Genomic DNA, 15,102 nt, shown 5'->3' with positions numbered 1-15,102 from the left:
TATTGTGGGCTTTTACAACAACGTTCGCTTGCATTCTGCCCTGGGCAATCTGCCACCCAGTGTCTATGAGCAAAAAATGGCAGAAAAAGAACCTATCCCAGTGTCCGAAAATACTTGACCACTACACATAAGAAGCACCCATCAATCCGCAACTGATTCACTGCAACACGGCTTACTATTGCCAGGGAAGATAATGTCAAAACTTGTATTTATGCTCGTATCGCTGCTGTCTTCGTCTTCGCTCGTGCAGGCACAGGACAGCCCAAGGCTCATGGAGACTTTGGGCATCAGGATTGGCGATACGCCTGAACAAATCGAAAAAATTCTTGTTGCGCAGGGATATAAGGCAGGTAACCGTAGCGAGCATTTGCTTGGGCCGGATTTTCGTGGGCATCTAGCCTATATCATGTATTCAAAGGCAGCGACGGGTTTCGAAAAGGCCGGTGAAATTACGGTGGGATTCGGGCCACAATCAGGTACTGCGGTCGCAATCGCAAGGCGTGAAAATTTTTATAGAAATGTCTCTGCGAGCGAGCTAAAGAAAGCCCTGACTGAAAAATACGGGGTGCCAACTAGCGAGGCTTCGGGGGAGATGCGCTGGATATCGTATAGGCCTGGTGTCAATCCCAAATCAGCGTCGCTGGAGTCGTGCAAGGCGCGAGATAATATGCAGGTCAACTATGGCCAGGATCTGAGGCAATTCAAGGATTGCAAACAGTCTTTGTACGTCAGCCTGAGTGAATCGCCAAATAATGGTCTCGAATACAGAAAGATTGAAGTCGGCATGATCGATTTCAGCGTGTATTCCAGTGAATGGACTGCGATGAACGCCATGATCACGAAAAAGAATGCTGAAAACCTGGAAAAGAACAAAACAGCGCCTTTACCAAGGCTTTAAATGCTGTGTCTGACATGCAAAACGATGAGATGTTTCGGTATGCCATTGTGCGCAGTTTCATCTGAATCCTGCTTTAGGCACCGTGTTGTCGGCCGTCTTTTCCCATCCTTGTTGATGCGCTTTTTCTGCTCGTTTTTTCATGAGCTCCAGTATGGATTGATGAAAATCGGCCAATACCATTTTTCCCCATACATCGCCATAGGTTTTGAGTTGGGATTTGTTCACAAAACGTGTACTCAGACGTAGTTCGGTGCCGCCATCCTTGGCTGTCAGGTCATAGCCGCCATCGAGTACGCTGAAGTATTCGCCGCCCATTTCCACATGCCTGTCGAGCGCATCCCTGGGGATGCTGCCTGGTGCGATATGAAATTTGTAGTGCATGGCATATGGTTTTTGCCATGAGGTGATGATTTCTTCAAAGTGCACACCCTTTTCCCAGCGCGAGGTACGTACTGACCCCACGCCGCTGCCATTCATATTGGCTTCAATCGGCCTGGGTAAGCCTATCAGGTGTACGAATGAAAACCCCAGTTCACCCGGCGCAATGTTTTTGACCGTTGCCAACTGATCAAACACTTCTTCCGGTCTGGCCTGTATTTGTATGACAGAACTGACCACTTGTTCGCTTTGTGTGGGCGGCAAACTGGCTTCCATCGGGCCGAGCAAGAGCGGCAACAGAGCAAAGGAAGGCAGGCTCACTGTAGATGCCCTGAATCGATTATGTATCCAGCCAGCGATAAGACCACCGGTCATGGCGGCGATCAGAAATACCGGTAACACCAGTGCGATACAGATTAATCCCTCAAGCAGACATATGAACATCGCTATCAGAAAACATAACATGGCGGAAACTGACGCACGCAGTTGGGCCGGGATGGAGATGGGCGATTCTCCAGCGGCAATGACCACGGCAATGCCACCGATGCTGAAAGGCGTAACGATCAGGAAGGCGGTGGAGACGATTTGCAACCATTCATGCATGGCTTTGTATTCAAACCCGATGCGCAGTAACAGGCCGTAAGCAACACCGGCTAGCACGGCTCCTGCAATTCTGTATTGTAAATTTGATGTGGGTTCGAACATGAACTACCGATAATTGCACGCTAAATTGCGCGCAAATTGGTGTTTGTTACTTGCTATCAAGCGTCGCAGGTTTGTCATTGTAGGTTGTTAGCCTTTGATACTTGACGCCGGGAGGGAGCGGGGTATTGATGAAGTTATGGACCGCACGTTCGTTATCTGCTCGCAGTTCTCGTTGGGCGTGGCGCTGATTAAAAGCCTCATTCTGGGCTGCCAAATTGGTATCTTTACCCGTTTCTGTACCTGATCCAACCATTTTCTGGTCCGCACGTACCGACTTTTGTTTGACACTGGACTTTGCGCAGACATTGTCTGTGAAAGTCACGCGTCCATCGTTGTCTACGCATCTTTGTATCTGTGCAGATGCCATATTGCTCATTGCCAGCAGTATCGTGGCAGAGACAAGATGTACGTTCTTCATAAAGGCTTCCCTCAGGTTTTTAATTTGGTTTTTATTTTAGTAGCGCTGTCGACTTAAAAGCCAATCGTGGCTGCTTCAAGCATCTCACAAACGGAGTTGAAATTCAACCAAGGGATTCACACGATAATCTTTGCCTGAAGTATGGCTGTGTACTTAGAACTCATCTCATCCCTCTTGAGGCAATGAGTTCTATTAGGACTTACGCAAAACCGCCCCAGCTGCGTTGTAGCTCCTAGCCGTACTAAAGTACTGTCTTCGTCGCCACGTCTTGCTGGGCCAATTTTGCGTAAGTCCTATCTATTTATATACCAGCTTCATGACCAGAATAAAACTTGCCAGCACCAGAGTGATCATATTGGCGATGATGACCGGCAGTGCATGCAGCATCAAACCATAAATCAGCCACAGCATGATGCCAGTGACGAGGATGATGTACATGCCCAGAGACACACCTTCGGCACGTTTGCGACGCCAGGTCATCCAGGCTTGTGGAACAAAGGCGGTGGTGGTGAGAAAGGCGGCAAGATAACCGATGAGGTCGGAAGAAAAAGGGAAAATCATCATGGGTTTATTTCGACGGCGGCAAAAACTTGCCGGAATGAAAGACCAGTGGTGCCTGATGGTTAAATTCGCAATGCTCCACTTCGCCGACGAAAATGACATGATCACCTTCGGGATAGCGGCTGCGGTTATGGCATTCAAACCAGGCGGATGCACCGCTCAGTATCGGATGGCCAGTGCGCGACAATGTGTACTCCACGCCTTCAAAACGGTCGATTTTGCGGCTGGCGAATTGTTCGGCCAGCCAGGCTTGCTCACTCGATAAGACATTCACGACATAATGCGAATTGCCGGTGAATACCGGCATGCTGTTGGCGGCATTGCCCAGGCTCCAGAGTATCAGCGGTGGGTCCAGTGATACGGAATTGAAGGAACTGGCAGTCAGGCCAAGAAACGCCCCATTCGCCAGGCGAGTGGTAATGACAGTAACGCCAGTCGCAAATTGCGACAGGGCATCACGAAAATGGCGAGTATCAAATTCGCGTACTTGGGCGCGGGGAGAACGGGTGTGCATGAATTTCCGTGGTTTTTAATTAAACCCTGATTAAGTCTGGTGAATATGGCTAATCCGAGGTGATTTCAGACAAATACCATGTATTCCTTGCCCTAACAGCAGGTTTTGTTGTTCTGGCGCAGTATCTTAAGCAAAGTTTCCTTAACATTATCCCAGATTTCTTGTGTACGAAGCAGTCTTGCTGCGGATGAGCAAGAATACGGGAGCACTTCCCGCTCTTTGAACCTGTTTGCGATCTTACTGCGCGGGCGTGATCGGGGCTCATGCGCTGCTCAAAATGCTCATGTACTAATGTACATTCCGCTTTTTGCGCGGCTCTTCACCCCGCTGACGCTCGCTCGCTACAGATCGTAAACAGGTTCTTATTGGTCAAAATAGTGCTGCTGCTTGCTACTGCTGTTGGGTGGCGCTGACTGTGTTAAAATTGCACCCTTGTAAGATTCCAGATTTTGGCTTTAAGTAGTTGATTCCTTTGAATTTTTCGTTTTTACACTTTCCTGATCGAGGCACCTGCTTATGTTCATGCGCATGTCTGTTTTTCTGACTGTACGTCGTGGTTTGATGGCTCTGATGCTGGCAGGCGTTAGCCTGGGCAGCGTGGCACAAACGACGGGACAAGTAACGGATGAACGCAGCTTCCCGACTAATACCAAGCGTGGCGTGCTGAATATGTCGAAATATCCGGATGTGATCATGGATGGCAAGATCAGGTACACCGTACCGGCGACACGTTTTTACGATGCACAGAATATGCTGATATTGCCGACTTATCTGACCGGCAACTACATCATTGTCAATTACACCGATAACGATTTTGGTGAATTGCAAAAAATCTGGGTTTTGACGGCAGATGAGCGCAAGCGGGTATTGCCCAAGCCAGAAGTGTGGACGCCGATGCAGTTCAAGAGCAGCAATCAGTAGGACTTAGAACCTGTTACGATCTTACTGCGCGCGCGTGATCGGGGCTCATGCGCTGCTCAAAATGCTCATGTACTACAGTACATTCCGCTTTTTGCGCTGCGTTTTTTGTTACCCTCACTCCCGCTGACGCACGCTCGCTACAGATCGTAATCAGGTTCTTACGCAAAACTCGGCAATGTAGTGCCTTTTATACCTTGCTTGCTGAGCTTCAGTAAATTAGAAAATTATGCAAAAAAAAGTATTTATTAAAACCTTCGGTTGCCAGATGAACGAGTATGACTCGGACAAGATGGCAGATGTGCTGAATGCCAATGACGGCATGATCAAGACCGACAACCCTGACGATGCCGACGTGATCTTGCTGAATACTTGCAGCGTGCGCGAAAAAGCATCCGAAAAAGTGTTTTCTGATCTGGGTCGCCTGCGCGAATTGAAGCGTAAAAAACCTGATCTGCTGATCGGTGTAGGTGGCTGTGTTGCCTCGCAAGAAGGCGAAGCCATCATCAAGCGCGCACCGTATGTAGACGTGGTGTTTGGCCCGCAGACGCTGCACCGCCTGCCGCAACTGATCGATGCGCGCCGCAGTTCCGGTCGTTCACAAGTCGATATCAGCTTCCCTGAAATCGAAAAATTTGACCATATGCCACCGGCCAAGGTCGAAGGTGCAACAGCCTTTGTCTCCATCATGGAAGGGTGCAGCAAGTATTGCAGTTATTGCGTCGTGCCTTACACCCGTGGCGAAGAAGTCTCGCGCCCGTTCGACGATGTGCTGGCTGAAGTGGCAGGGTTGGCTGAACAGGGCGTCAAAGAAATTTCCCTGCTGGGACAAAATGTGAATGCCTATCGCGGTGTCATGGAAGATGGCGATATCGCTGACTTTGCCCTGTTGATTGAATATATTGCAGAATTTCCACAGATCGAACGTATACGCTTTGTCACCAGCCATCCTAAAGAATTTACCCAGCGCCTGATTGACTGTTATGCCAAGGTACCCAAGCTGGTCAATCATTTGTACCTGCCTGCCCAGCATGGTTCCGACCGCATTCTGTCGGCGATGAAGCGTGGTTATACTGCCATCGAATACAAATCCGTTTTACGCCGCCTGCGGCAAGTGCGTCCGGATATTGCGGTGTCGTCAGATTTTATCGTCGGCTTTCCTGGTGAAACGGATGAAGACTTTGATGCGCTGATGAAGCTCATCCATGACGTCGGTTTTGATAATAGTTTCAGTTTCATCTTCAGTCCGCGTCCTGGTACCCCTGCAGCAAACCTGACGGACGATACACCGGCTGAATTGAAATTGCGGCGCCTCCAGCATTTGCAGTCCGTGATTGATGCCAATACCAAAAAATACAGCAATGCCATGATAGGCACGGTGCAGCGTATCCTGGTTGAAGGCCCATCCGTCAAGGATGCGAATGAATTACAGGGCCGCACCGAAAATAATCGTGTCGTCAATTTCGCCGGTCCCAAAGAACTCATTGGTACGCTGGTCAATACCCGCATTACCGAATCCTATAACTATTCCTTACGTGGCGAATTAATCGAAGAGGCAGTGACAGCATAATGGCAAAGACACCCGTGCCGGTAGCACACTTCATTCCTCAACCCCTGGACAACACCCGTCTGGCGCATTTGTGTGGGCCACTGGATGAGAACCTGCGGCAGATCTCGTCAGCACTGGATGTGACAATTTTCCGGCGCGGTGAGAAATTTATTGTCAGTGGCCACAATGCCGAAAAAGCCATAGAAATTCTTGAACATTTCTATGGGCTGGCAAAAAAAATCATCAGCATCGACGAAGTGCAACTGGCATTGGTAGAACAGCGCGCCAGTAAAAATCTGAAAACCGGCAAGGCCGACAAAGCCGATAGCATTGCCGCAGATGAGGTCGCGATTGACGCGCCCTTGCCAGAAGATACCGATATTGAAAGCCCGATGCTGAAAACCCGGCGCAGTGATTTGCGCGGGCGCACGCCGCATCAAAACCATTACATCAAAGCCATACTCGAACACGACATCAGTTTTGGCATAGGCCCGGCGGGTACCGGCAAGACTTATCTGGCAGTGGCATGCGCGGTCGACGCGCTGGAACGTGATGCCGTCAAACGCATTGTGCTGACACGCCCAGCCGTTGAAGCCGGCGAGCGCCTGGGCTTCTTGCCGGGTGATCTGGCACAAAAAGTAGACCCGTATTTACGTCCCCTGTATGACGCCCTGTATGATTTGCTGGGTTTTGACCGCACGCAAAAAATGTTTGAAAAACAGGTCATCGAAATTGCACCGCTGGCGTATATGCGTGGTCGCACGCTGAACCATGCGTTCGTCATCCTGGATGAAGCGCAAAATACCACGGCAGAACAGATGAAAATGTTCCTGACACGCATAGGTTTTGGCAGCAAGGCTGTCATCACGGGTGATGCCACCCAGGTGGATTTGCAGCGCGGCCAAAAGAGTGGCCTGATCGATGCCTGCCAGGTGCTGGATGGCGTGCGCGGTATTGCCTTCACGCATTTCAGTAGTGTGGACGTGGTACGTCACCCGCTGGTGGCACGCATTGTCGACGCCTATGAATCTGCGAATGCCAATGCGACCGCCAACAGCGCCGCCATTGGACTGTTAAAACCCGCAACCCCTCTCAGTTCCGCACACCATGGTCGCAAAAAGTAAATCCGAAGCCAAACCTGATTCTAAACCTAAGCTGACCCTGTCCGTGCAATATGCCGACAAGCGCCTGCAAGACCAACTGACCCGCCCGCTGATACGCAAGACCGTGCAGGCGGCGCTGTTCTTCCCGGCTGAAATCACTTTACGCTTTGTCGATGCGGAAGAGGGCAAGCTACTGAACCATGATTATCGTGGCAAAGACTATGCCACCAATGTGCTGACCTTTGCCTACACCGAAGATGAAGAGGCCGAAGTCACCCAGGCAGACATCATCCTGTGTACCGATGTGCTGGAAAAAGAAGCGGCTGAGCAAAAGAAAACGGTACTTGACCACGCACAGCATCTGATCGTCCACGGCGTCCTGCATGCCCAGGGTTATGATCATGAAGAGGATGAAGAAGCTGAAGAAATGGAAGCACTGGAGATAGAGATACTGGCCGGGCTGGGTTTGGAAAATCCGTATCAGTAAGTTGCGCTTGGTTTTGGTCAACAAATTTCTAATCTTCATGTAATCGTTATGTATTCCGTTACGCAATAGCTGTGATATTTTTCACCCCAACCCTGCCCTTGAAGGAGGGAATTTCAAACGGAAAGCACCCAAGATGAACAAACACCAAGATCGCGGCAGGCGTATCACCATGGGTGAGCGGGCGGTTATTGCCTATGGTTTGCGCACCCAGTTCTGGCAAGACATTTACTACTATGCGATGACATCCAGTTGGCCGGTGTTTTTTGCTGGCGTGGGTGTGGTGTTTTTGGTGTTGAATCTGGGTTTCGCCAGCCTGTTCATGCTGGGTGATAATCCCATCGGCAATCTTCATCCGAATAGTTTTCTGGGGGCGTTCTTCTTTAGCGTGGAAACCCTGGCGACCGTGGGTTATGGCGACATGCACCCGCAGACCGTGTACGGGCACAGTGTGGCAACACTGGAGATATTCGTTGGTATGGCCAGTGTGGCCCTGATTACCGGTGTCATGTTTGCGCGTTTCTCGCGTCCGCGTTCCAGTATCATTTTTGCGGCGCATCCGGTTAGCCATGTGGCGGACGGAAAACGTGTGCTGCTGATACGTATGGCCAATTCACGCATGAATATCATCAGCGATGCATCGGCGAAGTTGCGCCTGATGCGTGATGAAAAATCATCGACCATGGGCAATTTTCGCAAGATCGTCGACATGAAACTGGAACGTGATCAGCATCCCATCTTCATCCTTGGTTGGACCGTCATTCACGTCATCGATGAGAACAGCCCCTTGTTTGGTCTGGATCAAGATGTCCTGCGTCACCTGAATGCCTCATTGATACTGAGTATAGAGGGCGTCGACGATACAACGAATCAGCCGCAAAGGGCGCGTCACTATTACCCTTGCAGCAAAATCCACTGGAACCACCGCTATGTGGATGTCTTTGAAAATGGCACAGGCCCGATCCAGCATATTCATTACACACGCTTCCACGATTCAGTAGAAATCGTGGAAGAAGCCGTGCAGTAAATTACCGACAAACTCAATGTGACTCAGATGCGGTCATAGAACGTTATTACGATCTGTAGCGAGCGAGCGTCAGCGGGAGTAAGGGTAACAAAAACGCAGCGCAAAAAGCGGAATGTACTTAAGACCATGAGCATTTTGAGCAGCGCATGAGCCCCGCGTGGACTCCGATTGCGCTCGCGCAGTAAGATCGTAAACAGGTTCTTACAGATGCAGCAAGACCAGCGCAATCGCAGCAGGCGCAGCCTGTATGTACAAGATGCGACGGCTGACAGAGTAAGCACCGTAAGCGCCAGCAATGATGACGCAAGTCAGGAAGAAAATCTTCACATGAAAGCCAGCCGGACCCAGACACAGCCCCCAGATCAGGCCCGCGGCCAGAAAGCCGTTATATAAACCCTGGTTGGCGGCCAGTACCTTGGTGATCGCTGCCTTTTCTGGCGTATTGCGGAAGGTACGCAAGCCCAGAGGTTTATCCCAGAGGAACATCTCAAGTATCAGAAAATAGATATGCAGGGCGGCGACGATGCCGGTGATGACGCTGGCGATGATGAACACGATTTCTCCTTTGACGTGGTTGAGGTCGACTGGCCCACTGTTTTCTGGTTTCCAGGTTTTACCCGGGGGGGCGAAGTCTCTTCAGCTTGTTGTTTGTTATGGGTGTTGTCGGTTTTTACCTCAACAGTGCTAAAAATGACACAAGCGAGTATGCCTTGCAAGTGCTTTTTTGTGTTGAGGACTTGCTCTAAAGTAAATGAAGCATGCGTGCGCACATCCGGGCGAGATTGCCTGGCAAGAGTGAATTCACGAATGAAAAGTAGTTAAAAGATACCTATTTTTGGGCGGAAAAATATCCTTTTGCTACTTCCCGTTACAGCTTTTTTTGCCACTACCCGGGTCAAAACTGGGGAAAGCACTCGCATTTGTTGTATTCTGTAGGATTGAAACAACGGCGTTACGCCTATTATGCAAGAGCACTCTAGTAAGGTCAGACCAACTGACCTTAAACCCCATAGGTCATTGTTTGAACGCTTGACCGCCCTCATTTCTCCTGAACCTGAAAATCGCGCCGAGCTGCTGGAAGTATTGCACGACGCGCAAGAACGCAATCTGATCGATGCCGATGCACTGGCGATGATAGAAGGTGTGTTCCAGGTATCTGATCTGTGCGCACGCGATATCATGGTGCCGCGCGCGCAAATGGATGTCATCGATATTTCCAACCCCATAGAAGAATGGATGCCGGAAGTGCTGACGACGGCACACTCGCGCTTTCCTGCTGTGGATGGTGACCGTGACAAGGTAGTCGGTATTTTGCTGGCCAAAGATTTGCTGCGCTATTACGCGGCAGAAGCCTTTGATGTCCGTGAAATGCTGCGCCCGGTGATTTACATCCCCGAATCCAAACGCCTGAATATCCTGTTGCGCGATTTTCGTGCCAACCGCAATCACATCGCCATGGTGGTGGATGAATACGGTGGCGTATCCGGTCTCATCACCATTGAAGACGTGCTGGAACAGATCGTCGGCGACATCGAAGATGAATACGATTTCGATGAAGAAGAAGACAATATCCTGGCGCTGGAAAGCAAAGGTAACGGCAAGCGCTGGCGCATCAAGGGCCTGACCGAGATCGAGCAATTCAACAACATGCTGGGCACCACCCTGTCGTCGGAAGACGCCGAAACCATCGGTGCCTATGTCGCCAATTACATGGGTGCAGTACCCCATATGGGCGATGAATTCTCCATCGGCAATCTGTACTTTGAAGTCTTGCGGGCCGATGCCCGTCAGGTACAGATGCTGCTGGTCGAACAAAGACCTACCCTGCGGTCCGATGATTAAGTCGCTGGCTAGCGTACTGTCGTCCCTGTCCTGGCGTTCATCTTTCCTGCTGATGCTGGTGGCAGGGGGGCTGAACGTCTTTTCATTTGCCCCTGTCAATTGCTGGCCTTTGCAAATCATCAGCCTGGCATTGCTGTTTGGCCTGATGTTAAGAGATGGTCATGCCGCATTCACACGCAGGCAAACTGCCTGGCTGGCCTGGGCATATGGCTTTGCCTGGCTGACTGCCAATGTCAGCTGGCTGTTGATCGCCATGACCGTCTTTGGCGGCTTGCCGGGTTTGCTGGCGGTCGTGGCGCTGATGTTGCTGACAGCAGCCTTGTCGATTTATCTGGCCGCCGCCGCATATAGCTTGCACTGGTTGCGTCAACGCTGGCAACTGTCGGGCATGGTGACCGCCTTATTGGTCATGCCAGCCTTGTGGACCGTGGCAGAATGGTTGCGCATCTGGTTATTGACGGGTTTCCCATGGGTGTTGTCCGGTTACGCACATACCGATAGCCCACTGGCTGGTTATGCGCCCGTGATCGGTGTGTTGGGACTGTGCTGGCTGAATGCCTTGCTGGCCGCAGCTATTGCATTGCTATGCAGTGCCAGTGCCAGTGGCAGTGCAAGGTCTGCGCACTATGCGAAAGTGTCTGGCGTGGTGTGCGTGGTGGTTTTTGCCGGTGGCTGGGCCTTGCAGACAATTGCATGGACCAGGCCGCTGGGGCAGCCCATACAGGTGCGGCTGTTGCAGGGCAATGTGCAGCAAGACATGAAATTTGATCAGGATCATTTGAATGAATCCCTGACGCTGTACCACGACATGCTGCTGGCAGCACCGGCTGATTTGATCGTCACGCCAGAAACAGCATTGCCCATGCTGACGTCACAATTACCTTCCGATTATTTATCCTTGTTGAACAACTTTGCCCAAAGCAGTGGCTCTGCATTGGTGATTGGTGTTGGTGTGCATGATGGTGGCGACAAGTATTCAAATAGCGTGCTGGGCATGTCGCGCCTGTATGGCAGTCAGGCTTACCGCTACGACAAACATCATCTGGTACCTTTTGGTGAATTCATCCCTCCCGGGTTCCGCTGGTTTGTCAAAGCCATGGCGATACCCATGGGCGAGTTTTCTACTGCCGGACCGATACAGCCAGCCATGAAAGTAGGCGGTCAACTTGTCATGCCCAATATCTGTTATGAAGATTTGTTCGGCGAAGAAATCGCCGCCCAATTGCTGTCGCAATATGCTGCCGGTGAACCGACAGCAAGCATCTTGCTGAACGTCTCTAACCTCGCCTGGTATGGCGATTCTTTCGCCATTCCACAGCATTTGCAGATATCCAGAATGCGCGTGCTGGAAACCGGGCGACCCATGCTGCGGGCCACCAATACCGGGGCCACGGCGGTGATCGTCCCTGGTGGCAAAGTGGTCGCGCAACTACCTGCCAATACCAAGGGGGTATTGACGGCGAAGGTGCAGGGGTATCAGGGGATGACACCGTATATTCTGTTAGGGAATTGGGGTGTCATTGGCTTGATGGTGTTGAGTGTGTTGCTGGGGTTTATGTTGAGGCGAAAGATGTAGGATTTGTTGTGGGTGTGGTCGAAGCCTTGATTTCTCAAGTTGCCGCATCCCCAATAATGTCACTCCAACGAAGGCTGGAGTCCAGTGGCGTTCGTTGCATGTCGTACTTTGATTAAAAGATTGCCCTTCGTGGACACAAGCCGGGTCTCGGCCCGGCGGCCGAATTCCTTTCTTTGCTTCGCCAAAGAACGGAATCAAAGAAAGGCGACCGCAGACTCGCTCCCTGCGGGAGTGCCCATTTATGTAGTGCAAAAAATGGGAAGGTCCGAAACTCGCTACGCTCAGACACCGGCCCTTCTTTTTCCATTTTCTGCACTACACAAATGGCTTCGTCCCAAGCGGATTAAGGTCGACGTCAAAAACAACAGCAACAACAACTGCAAAATCAAGAACAATAGCAAAATCAAGAAGTAAAGCAAAGTCAAAACCAGCGGCATCACAGCTTTATATTGCAACCACCGAACATTCAAATCCGTTATTGAAAGTTTTTATTATGTCCAACCTGATATCGCCCACTATTCCCCAACAATTTACCCCTACAGAAATTGAAATCCTGGCCATGCTTCTGGAGGAAGCTGGAAATGAATTCGCCGAGCACAGCGCCAATGATTTTACAATGCCGGCGACGGATGAAAACAAGGCCATTTTTGCCGCCGCATTTGAATTGTGCGGGGAACCGCAAGACGAAGATGATGAAAACTTTGATGAAGATGCCCTCAGCATCAAGCACATTATGGAAGCCGAGGACGATGTCTTTATTTACAACGATTGGCTAATGACTTATCTTGGCAGCCGCTGCCAGAATCTATTCAAACGACCTGACTCTGCACCAGCGCTGACAAAAGCAGAACTCAAGATTATGAGCTATCTGCTGGTGGAAGCATACGAGGACAGGCTAGACTCAGCAGGTGCAGTTTGTTATGACTTGACGTTTTTGGCCACACCAGAAAACAAGACACTCATGGCTGCCGTAGTCAATTTTTGCGAAGACGAAGGCTACGAAGAAGGAAAAAAAGAAGCGGCCATTGATATCATCGATACTTCGCAAAATGAAAAGGACGAGATCGATGTTCCAGATTATTGGATCATGCATTATTTTGCCCAGATTTGCGAAAAACGCTCCAGCTAATCAAGCAGCGTGGAATAGGGCACCGCGCAGACGTGCCCAGTCACTATTGTCAAATTCCACAATCACATCTCCTTTAAATTGGCAGCGATGCGTACGAACGTCACAAGCTGCCAAACACACGATTGACAATCGAATAGCTGTTCGGGTGTTGGTGGGTCTTTCGTGCGTATTTTTGCACAAAATTTAGGCAACGTCGGCGGAATGTGTACTGTCAATCGAATGTTTAACTGGATTGTAGTACTAAATTTAACACTAAATTTAATTGTTGATGTTATAGTGTCTCCACCAAATTGACGGAAGACTGTATGAATTTTTTTAATATACAACCAATCAGCTACTTGAAAACGAACACGAGCGACGTGGTGAAGCAGGTTCAGGAAACCCATGATCCTGTAGCGATCACTGTTAACGGCAAGGTTCAAGCTATTATTCAAGACCCTTTGAGCTATCAGCGTACTCAAGACCAGCTAAGCATGCTTCGCATACTTGCCCATGGAAGAAAACAAGTTGAGGACGGTAAAGTGTCTGACCATGATGACTTCTTTTCACAGCTTGAAGCTGAAGACAATGAAGGCCATTCAACAAAATGAAAATTGTTTGGACTGATTCTGCTAAAAGTGACTTGATAGACATTCGTGATTTTTTGAAGAATTCCGAGTCTCTTCAGTTTGCTATCAAAATCACTAAAGAAATCCGTGATGAAGTTGCTGCTCTTAAAGAGTGGCCTAAGCACAAAGGTAGCTATGTAAAGGAACTTGAAGAACTCAATCTTCCTCAGTATCGTCAACTTCTTGCTGGACAAAACCGCATCATATTTGAACGTGGCGACAATGAAACTTGCTACATTCATCTTGTTTGTCATACTAGCCGCGACCTTGACGCCATGTTGCGCCGTCGCTTGCTTAGCACCTGACCTGAATTTCGCACAAACAGCCCATCAATCATTACTTTGGTTTAAGTAAACACCTGCCATTGCAGCAGGCATTTATTGTTGCAGAAAATCTCTATTCTTCAGACCTTGATCTGACTCTTCCAGGTATAGCACTGATCAAAAATAACTTGTTCGTCGTACTCATCCTGCATCATGCGGGCACGTACTTGCTGTATCAGCGGGTCAGGTATGAAACGCATCTCCGCAGACAATGCAGCCATCACCGGGTTCATCAAAGGATGATCGATTTGCGGATTAGTTAAACCAGATAAATCTCGGAGTTTGAATAGTAAGAGTATCTCTATGGGCAAGCGGGTCCAGTCGCCATTGTCAAATTCAACAATCGCATCGCCTTTGGCTTGACAACGGTGGGTATGAAAATCACAAGCGGCCAGGCATACGGCCAATAATTCGTCTACATCTGGTGTGCGCCAAATTGCAAACAATCTTTGAAAAATAGGATCAGCAAGCGGCTCACCTACCAAAGTCGGTATAGGCTCATCCAGATAATCAGCCAAAATACGCAATATGAAATGAATAATTGGATAGTAATTCCAATCGCCGTAAAAACCCTTGGCATAAGCAAGCAATTGCAGCCGGGCCAACCGTAATGCCGCATCTTCAGCACCAATAAATAAACCCAATGCAGTAAAGGGAACTGTTCGTATATACATCGATTGCAACTCTTTATTAAAGCGCATTGGTGCTTTTTTGTGCTTGTCCAGCATGATCATTTGCTCAAGATGAATAGCATCAAATGTGCTTCCTGCAAGCGCAAGATCAAACTTGCTTTTGCTCATCAATTCCGATTCCAGCTCAAAGAGACGCATTGCCCCATACATACTCAAATCATTGCACAATAAATCCCATGTTTTCAACGGAGGATTAACGCTATTCAATTCTATCCCAGGGTCACTCAATAAAGTACCTTGCTGCACATAGTGAGCTTCCCCTGAAATTTAGTTCCCCAAAGGTGACGTAAAATAAACGTAACTTTGGAAAGACAAATGATGAACAGGATACCCAAAAAAGCTTATACGACCGAATTCAAAGAACTGGCCGTCAAACG

Annotated in this window: 17 protein-coding genes; 11 read left to right on the top strand and 6 right to left on the bottom strand. The window is 49.5% G+C overall.

Translation table 11 applies throughout. From position 1 onward, the window contains the following. Window positions 1-193 precede the first annotated feature (193 nt). Window positions 194-898 carry a hypothetical protein gene (locus ACO0LM_RS28340; RefSeq protein WP_423042248.1) on the top strand — a complete coding sequence of 235 codons (705 nt, stop codon included), beginning with the start codon at window positions 194-196 and terminating at the stop codon, window positions 896-898. Between the two features lie 57 nt (window positions 899-955). Here ACO0LM_RS28340 and ACO0LM_RS28335 read toward each other — a convergent pair whose 3' ends face one another. From ACO0LM_RS28335 to ACO0LM_RS28320, 4 genes are all read right to left on the bottom strand, one after another. Then, window positions 956-1,936 carry a hypothetical protein gene (locus ACO0LM_RS28335; RefSeq protein ID WP_423042246.1) on the bottom strand — a complete coding sequence of 327 codons (981 nt, stop codon included), beginning with the start codon at window positions 1,934-1,936 and terminating at the stop codon, window positions 956-958. Between the two features lie 91 nt (window positions 1,937-2,027). Then, a complete protein-coding gene (locus ACO0LM_RS28330) occupies window positions 2,028-2,399 on the bottom strand; it encodes a DUF4124 domain-containing protein (RefSeq protein WP_423042244.1) in 372 nt (123 codons plus the stop codon). A 297-nt stretch (window positions 2,400-2,696) separates the two neighbouring features. Then, a complete protein-coding gene (locus tag ACO0LM_RS28325; protein WP_422990398.1) occupies window positions 2,697-2,963 on the bottom strand; it encodes a SemiSWEET transporter in 267 nt (88 codons plus the stop codon). Window positions 2,964-2,967: 4 nt separating this feature from the next. Continuing rightward, on the bottom strand, window positions 2,968-3,474 hold the full coding sequence (locus tag ACO0LM_RS28320; protein ID WP_422990396.1) for a flavin reductase family protein: 507 nt from the start codon (window positions 3,472-3,474) through the stop codon (window positions 2,968-2,970). A 522-nt stretch (window positions 3,475-3,996) separates the two neighbouring features. Between ACO0LM_RS28320 and ACO0LM_RS28315 the strand changes: the two genes are divergently transcribed. From ACO0LM_RS28315 to ACO0LM_RS28295, 5 genes are all read left to right on the top strand, one after another. After that, a complete protein-coding gene (locus tag ACO0LM_RS28315) occupies window positions 3,997-4,395 on the top strand; it encodes a hypothetical protein (RefSeq protein WP_423042242.1) in 399 nt (132 codons plus the stop codon). Between the two features lie 226 nt (window positions 4,396-4,621). Beyond that, on the top strand, window positions 4,622-5,962 hold the full coding sequence (gene miaB / locus ACO0LM_RS28310) for a tRNA (N6-isopentenyl adenosine(37)-C2)-methylthiotransferase MiaB (RefSeq protein WP_423042240.1): 1,341 nt from the start codon (window positions 4,622-4,624) through the stop codon (window positions 5,960-5,962). Then, a complete protein-coding gene (locus ACO0LM_RS28305) occupies window positions 5,959-7,065 on the top strand; it encodes a PhoH family protein (protein WP_423042250.1) in 1,107 nt (368 codons plus the stop codon). The genes miaB and ACO0LM_RS28305 overlap by 4 nt, the downstream gene beginning before the upstream one ends. Next, window positions 7,049-7,531 carry an rRNA maturation RNase YbeY gene (gene ybeY, locus ACO0LM_RS28300; RefSeq protein ID WP_423042238.1) on the top strand — a complete coding sequence of 161 codons (483 nt, stop codon included), beginning with the start codon at window positions 7,049-7,051 and terminating at the stop codon, window positions 7,529-7,531. The genes ACO0LM_RS28305 and ybeY overlap by 17 nt, the downstream gene beginning before the upstream one ends. A gap of 133 nt (window positions 7,532-7,664) precedes the next feature. Beyond that, on the top strand, window positions 7,665-8,555 hold the full coding sequence (locus tag ACO0LM_RS28295) for an ion channel (protein WP_423042236.1): 891 nt from the start codon (window positions 7,665-7,667) through the stop codon (window positions 8,553-8,555). A 201-nt stretch (window positions 8,556-8,756) separates the two neighbouring features. Here ACO0LM_RS28295 and ACO0LM_RS28290 read toward each other — a convergent pair whose 3' ends face one another. After that, complete coding sequence (locus ACO0LM_RS28290) at window positions 8,757-9,101, bottom strand: DUF1304 domain-containing protein (protein WP_422990430.1); 345 nt, start codon at window positions 9,099-9,101, stop codon at window positions 8,757-8,759. A 417-nt stretch (window positions 9,102-9,518) separates the two neighbouring features. Between ACO0LM_RS28290 and ACO0LM_RS28285 the strand changes: the two genes are divergently transcribed. The 5 genes from ACO0LM_RS28285 to ACO0LM_RS28265 all read left to right on the top strand — a co-directional run bounded on the left by ACO0LM_RS28285 (window position 9,519) and on the right by ACO0LM_RS28265 (window position 14,015). Next, window positions 9,519-10,397: an HlyC/CorC family transporter gene (locus tag ACO0LM_RS28285; RefSeq protein WP_186950955.1), complete on the top strand. Its 879-nt coding sequence runs from the start codon at window positions 9,519-9,521 to the stop codon at window positions 10,395-10,397. After that, the gene (gene lnt, locus ACO0LM_RS28280; protein WP_423042233.1) at window positions 10,390-11,973 is read left to right on the top strand and encodes an apolipoprotein N-acyltransferase; all 1,584 of its coding nucleotides are present in this window, start codon (window positions 10,390-10,392) and stop codon (window positions 11,971-11,973) included. The genes ACO0LM_RS28285 and lnt overlap by 8 nt, the downstream gene beginning before the upstream one ends. Before the next feature lie 493 nt (window positions 11,974-12,466). Next, a complete protein-coding gene (locus ACO0LM_RS28275) occupies window positions 12,467-13,102 on the top strand; it encodes a hypothetical protein (protein WP_423042231.1) in 636 nt (211 codons plus the stop codon). 305 nt (window positions 13,103-13,407) lie between these two features. Beyond that, on the top strand, window positions 13,408-13,692 hold the full coding sequence (locus tag ACO0LM_RS28270) for a type II toxin-antitoxin system Phd/YefM family antitoxin (protein ID WP_423042229.1): 285 nt from the start codon (window positions 13,408-13,410) through the stop codon (window positions 13,690-13,692). Next, the gene (locus tag ACO0LM_RS28265; protein ID WP_423042227.1) at window positions 13,689-14,015 is read left to right on the top strand and encodes a type II toxin-antitoxin system RelE/ParE family toxin; all 327 of its coding nucleotides are present in this window, start codon (window positions 13,689-13,691) and stop codon (window positions 14,013-14,015) included. Before ACO0LM_RS28270 ends, ACO0LM_RS28265 begins: the two co-directional genes overlap by 4 nt. Before the next feature lie 98 nt (window positions 14,016-14,113). Here ACO0LM_RS28265 and ACO0LM_RS28260 read toward each other — a convergent pair whose 3' ends face one another. Next, window positions 14,114-14,971: a hypothetical protein gene (locus ACO0LM_RS28260; RefSeq protein WP_423042225.1), complete on the bottom strand. Its 858-nt coding sequence runs from the start codon at window positions 14,969-14,971 to the stop codon at window positions 14,114-14,116. Window positions 14,972-15,102: the final 131 nt, after the last annotated feature.

It is taken from the genome of Undibacterium sp. Di26W (genome assembly GCF_049340265.1).
In the GTDB taxonomy this organism is placed as follows: Bacteria; Pseudomonadota; Gammaproteobacteria; order Burkholderiales; family Burkholderiaceae_D; genus Undibacterium.
The sequence above is the reverse complement of the archived record's forward strand: the minus strand, read 5'-3'. Positions and strand labels throughout refer to the sequence as shown.

Excerpts from the sequence above, each read along its gene's own strand:
- ACO0LM_RS28325 (WP_422990398.1), bottom strand. The coding sequence starts at position 2,963 with ATGATGATTTTCCCTTTTTCTTCCGACCTCATCGGTTATCTTGCCGCC.
- miaB (WP_423042240.1), top strand. The coding sequence starts at position 4,622 with ATGCAAAAAAAAGTATTTATTAAAACCTTCGGTTGCCAGATGAACGAG.
- ACO0LM_RS28340 (WP_423042248.1), top strand. The coding sequence starts at position 194 with ATGTCAAAACTTGTATTTATGCTCGTATCGCTGCTGTCTTCGTCTTCG.
- ACO0LM_RS28320 (WP_422990396.1), bottom strand. The coding sequence starts at position 3,474 with ATGCACACCCGTTCTCCCCGCGCCCAAGTACGCGAATTTGATACTCGC.
- ybeY (WP_423042238.1), top strand. The coding sequence starts at position 7,049 with ATGGTCGCAAAAAGTAAATCCGAAGCCAAACCTGATTCTAAACCTAAG.
- ACO0LM_RS28275 (WP_423042231.1), top strand. The coding sequence starts at position 12,467 with ATGTCCAACCTGATATCGCCCACTATTCCCCAACAATTTACCCCTACA.
- lnt (WP_423042233.1), top strand. The coding sequence starts at position 10,390 with ATGATTAAGTCGCTGGCTAGCGTACTGTCGTCCCTGTCCTGGCGTTCA.
- ACO0LM_RS28285 (WP_186950955.1), top strand. The coding sequence starts at position 9,519 with ATGCAAGAGCACTCTAGTAAGGTCAGACCAACTGACCTTAAACCCCAT.
- ACO0LM_RS28315 (WP_423042242.1), top strand. The coding sequence starts at position 3,997 with ATGCGCATGTCTGTTTTTCTGACTGTACGTCGTGGTTTGATGGCTCTG.
- ACO0LM_RS28330 (WP_423042244.1), bottom strand. The coding sequence starts at position 2,399 with ATGAAGAACGTACATCTTGTCTCTGCCACGATACTGCTGGCAATGAGC.
- ACO0LM_RS28265 (WP_423042227.1), top strand. The coding sequence starts at position 13,689 with ATGAAAATTGTTTGGACTGATTCTGCTAAAAGTGACTTGATAGACATT.
- ACO0LM_RS28295 (WP_423042236.1), top strand. The coding sequence starts at position 7,665 with ATGAACAAACACCAAGATCGCGGCAGGCGTATCACCATGGGTGAGCGG.
- ACO0LM_RS28270 (WP_423042229.1), top strand. The coding sequence starts at position 13,408 with ATGAATTTTTTTAATATACAACCAATCAGCTACTTGAAAACGAACACG.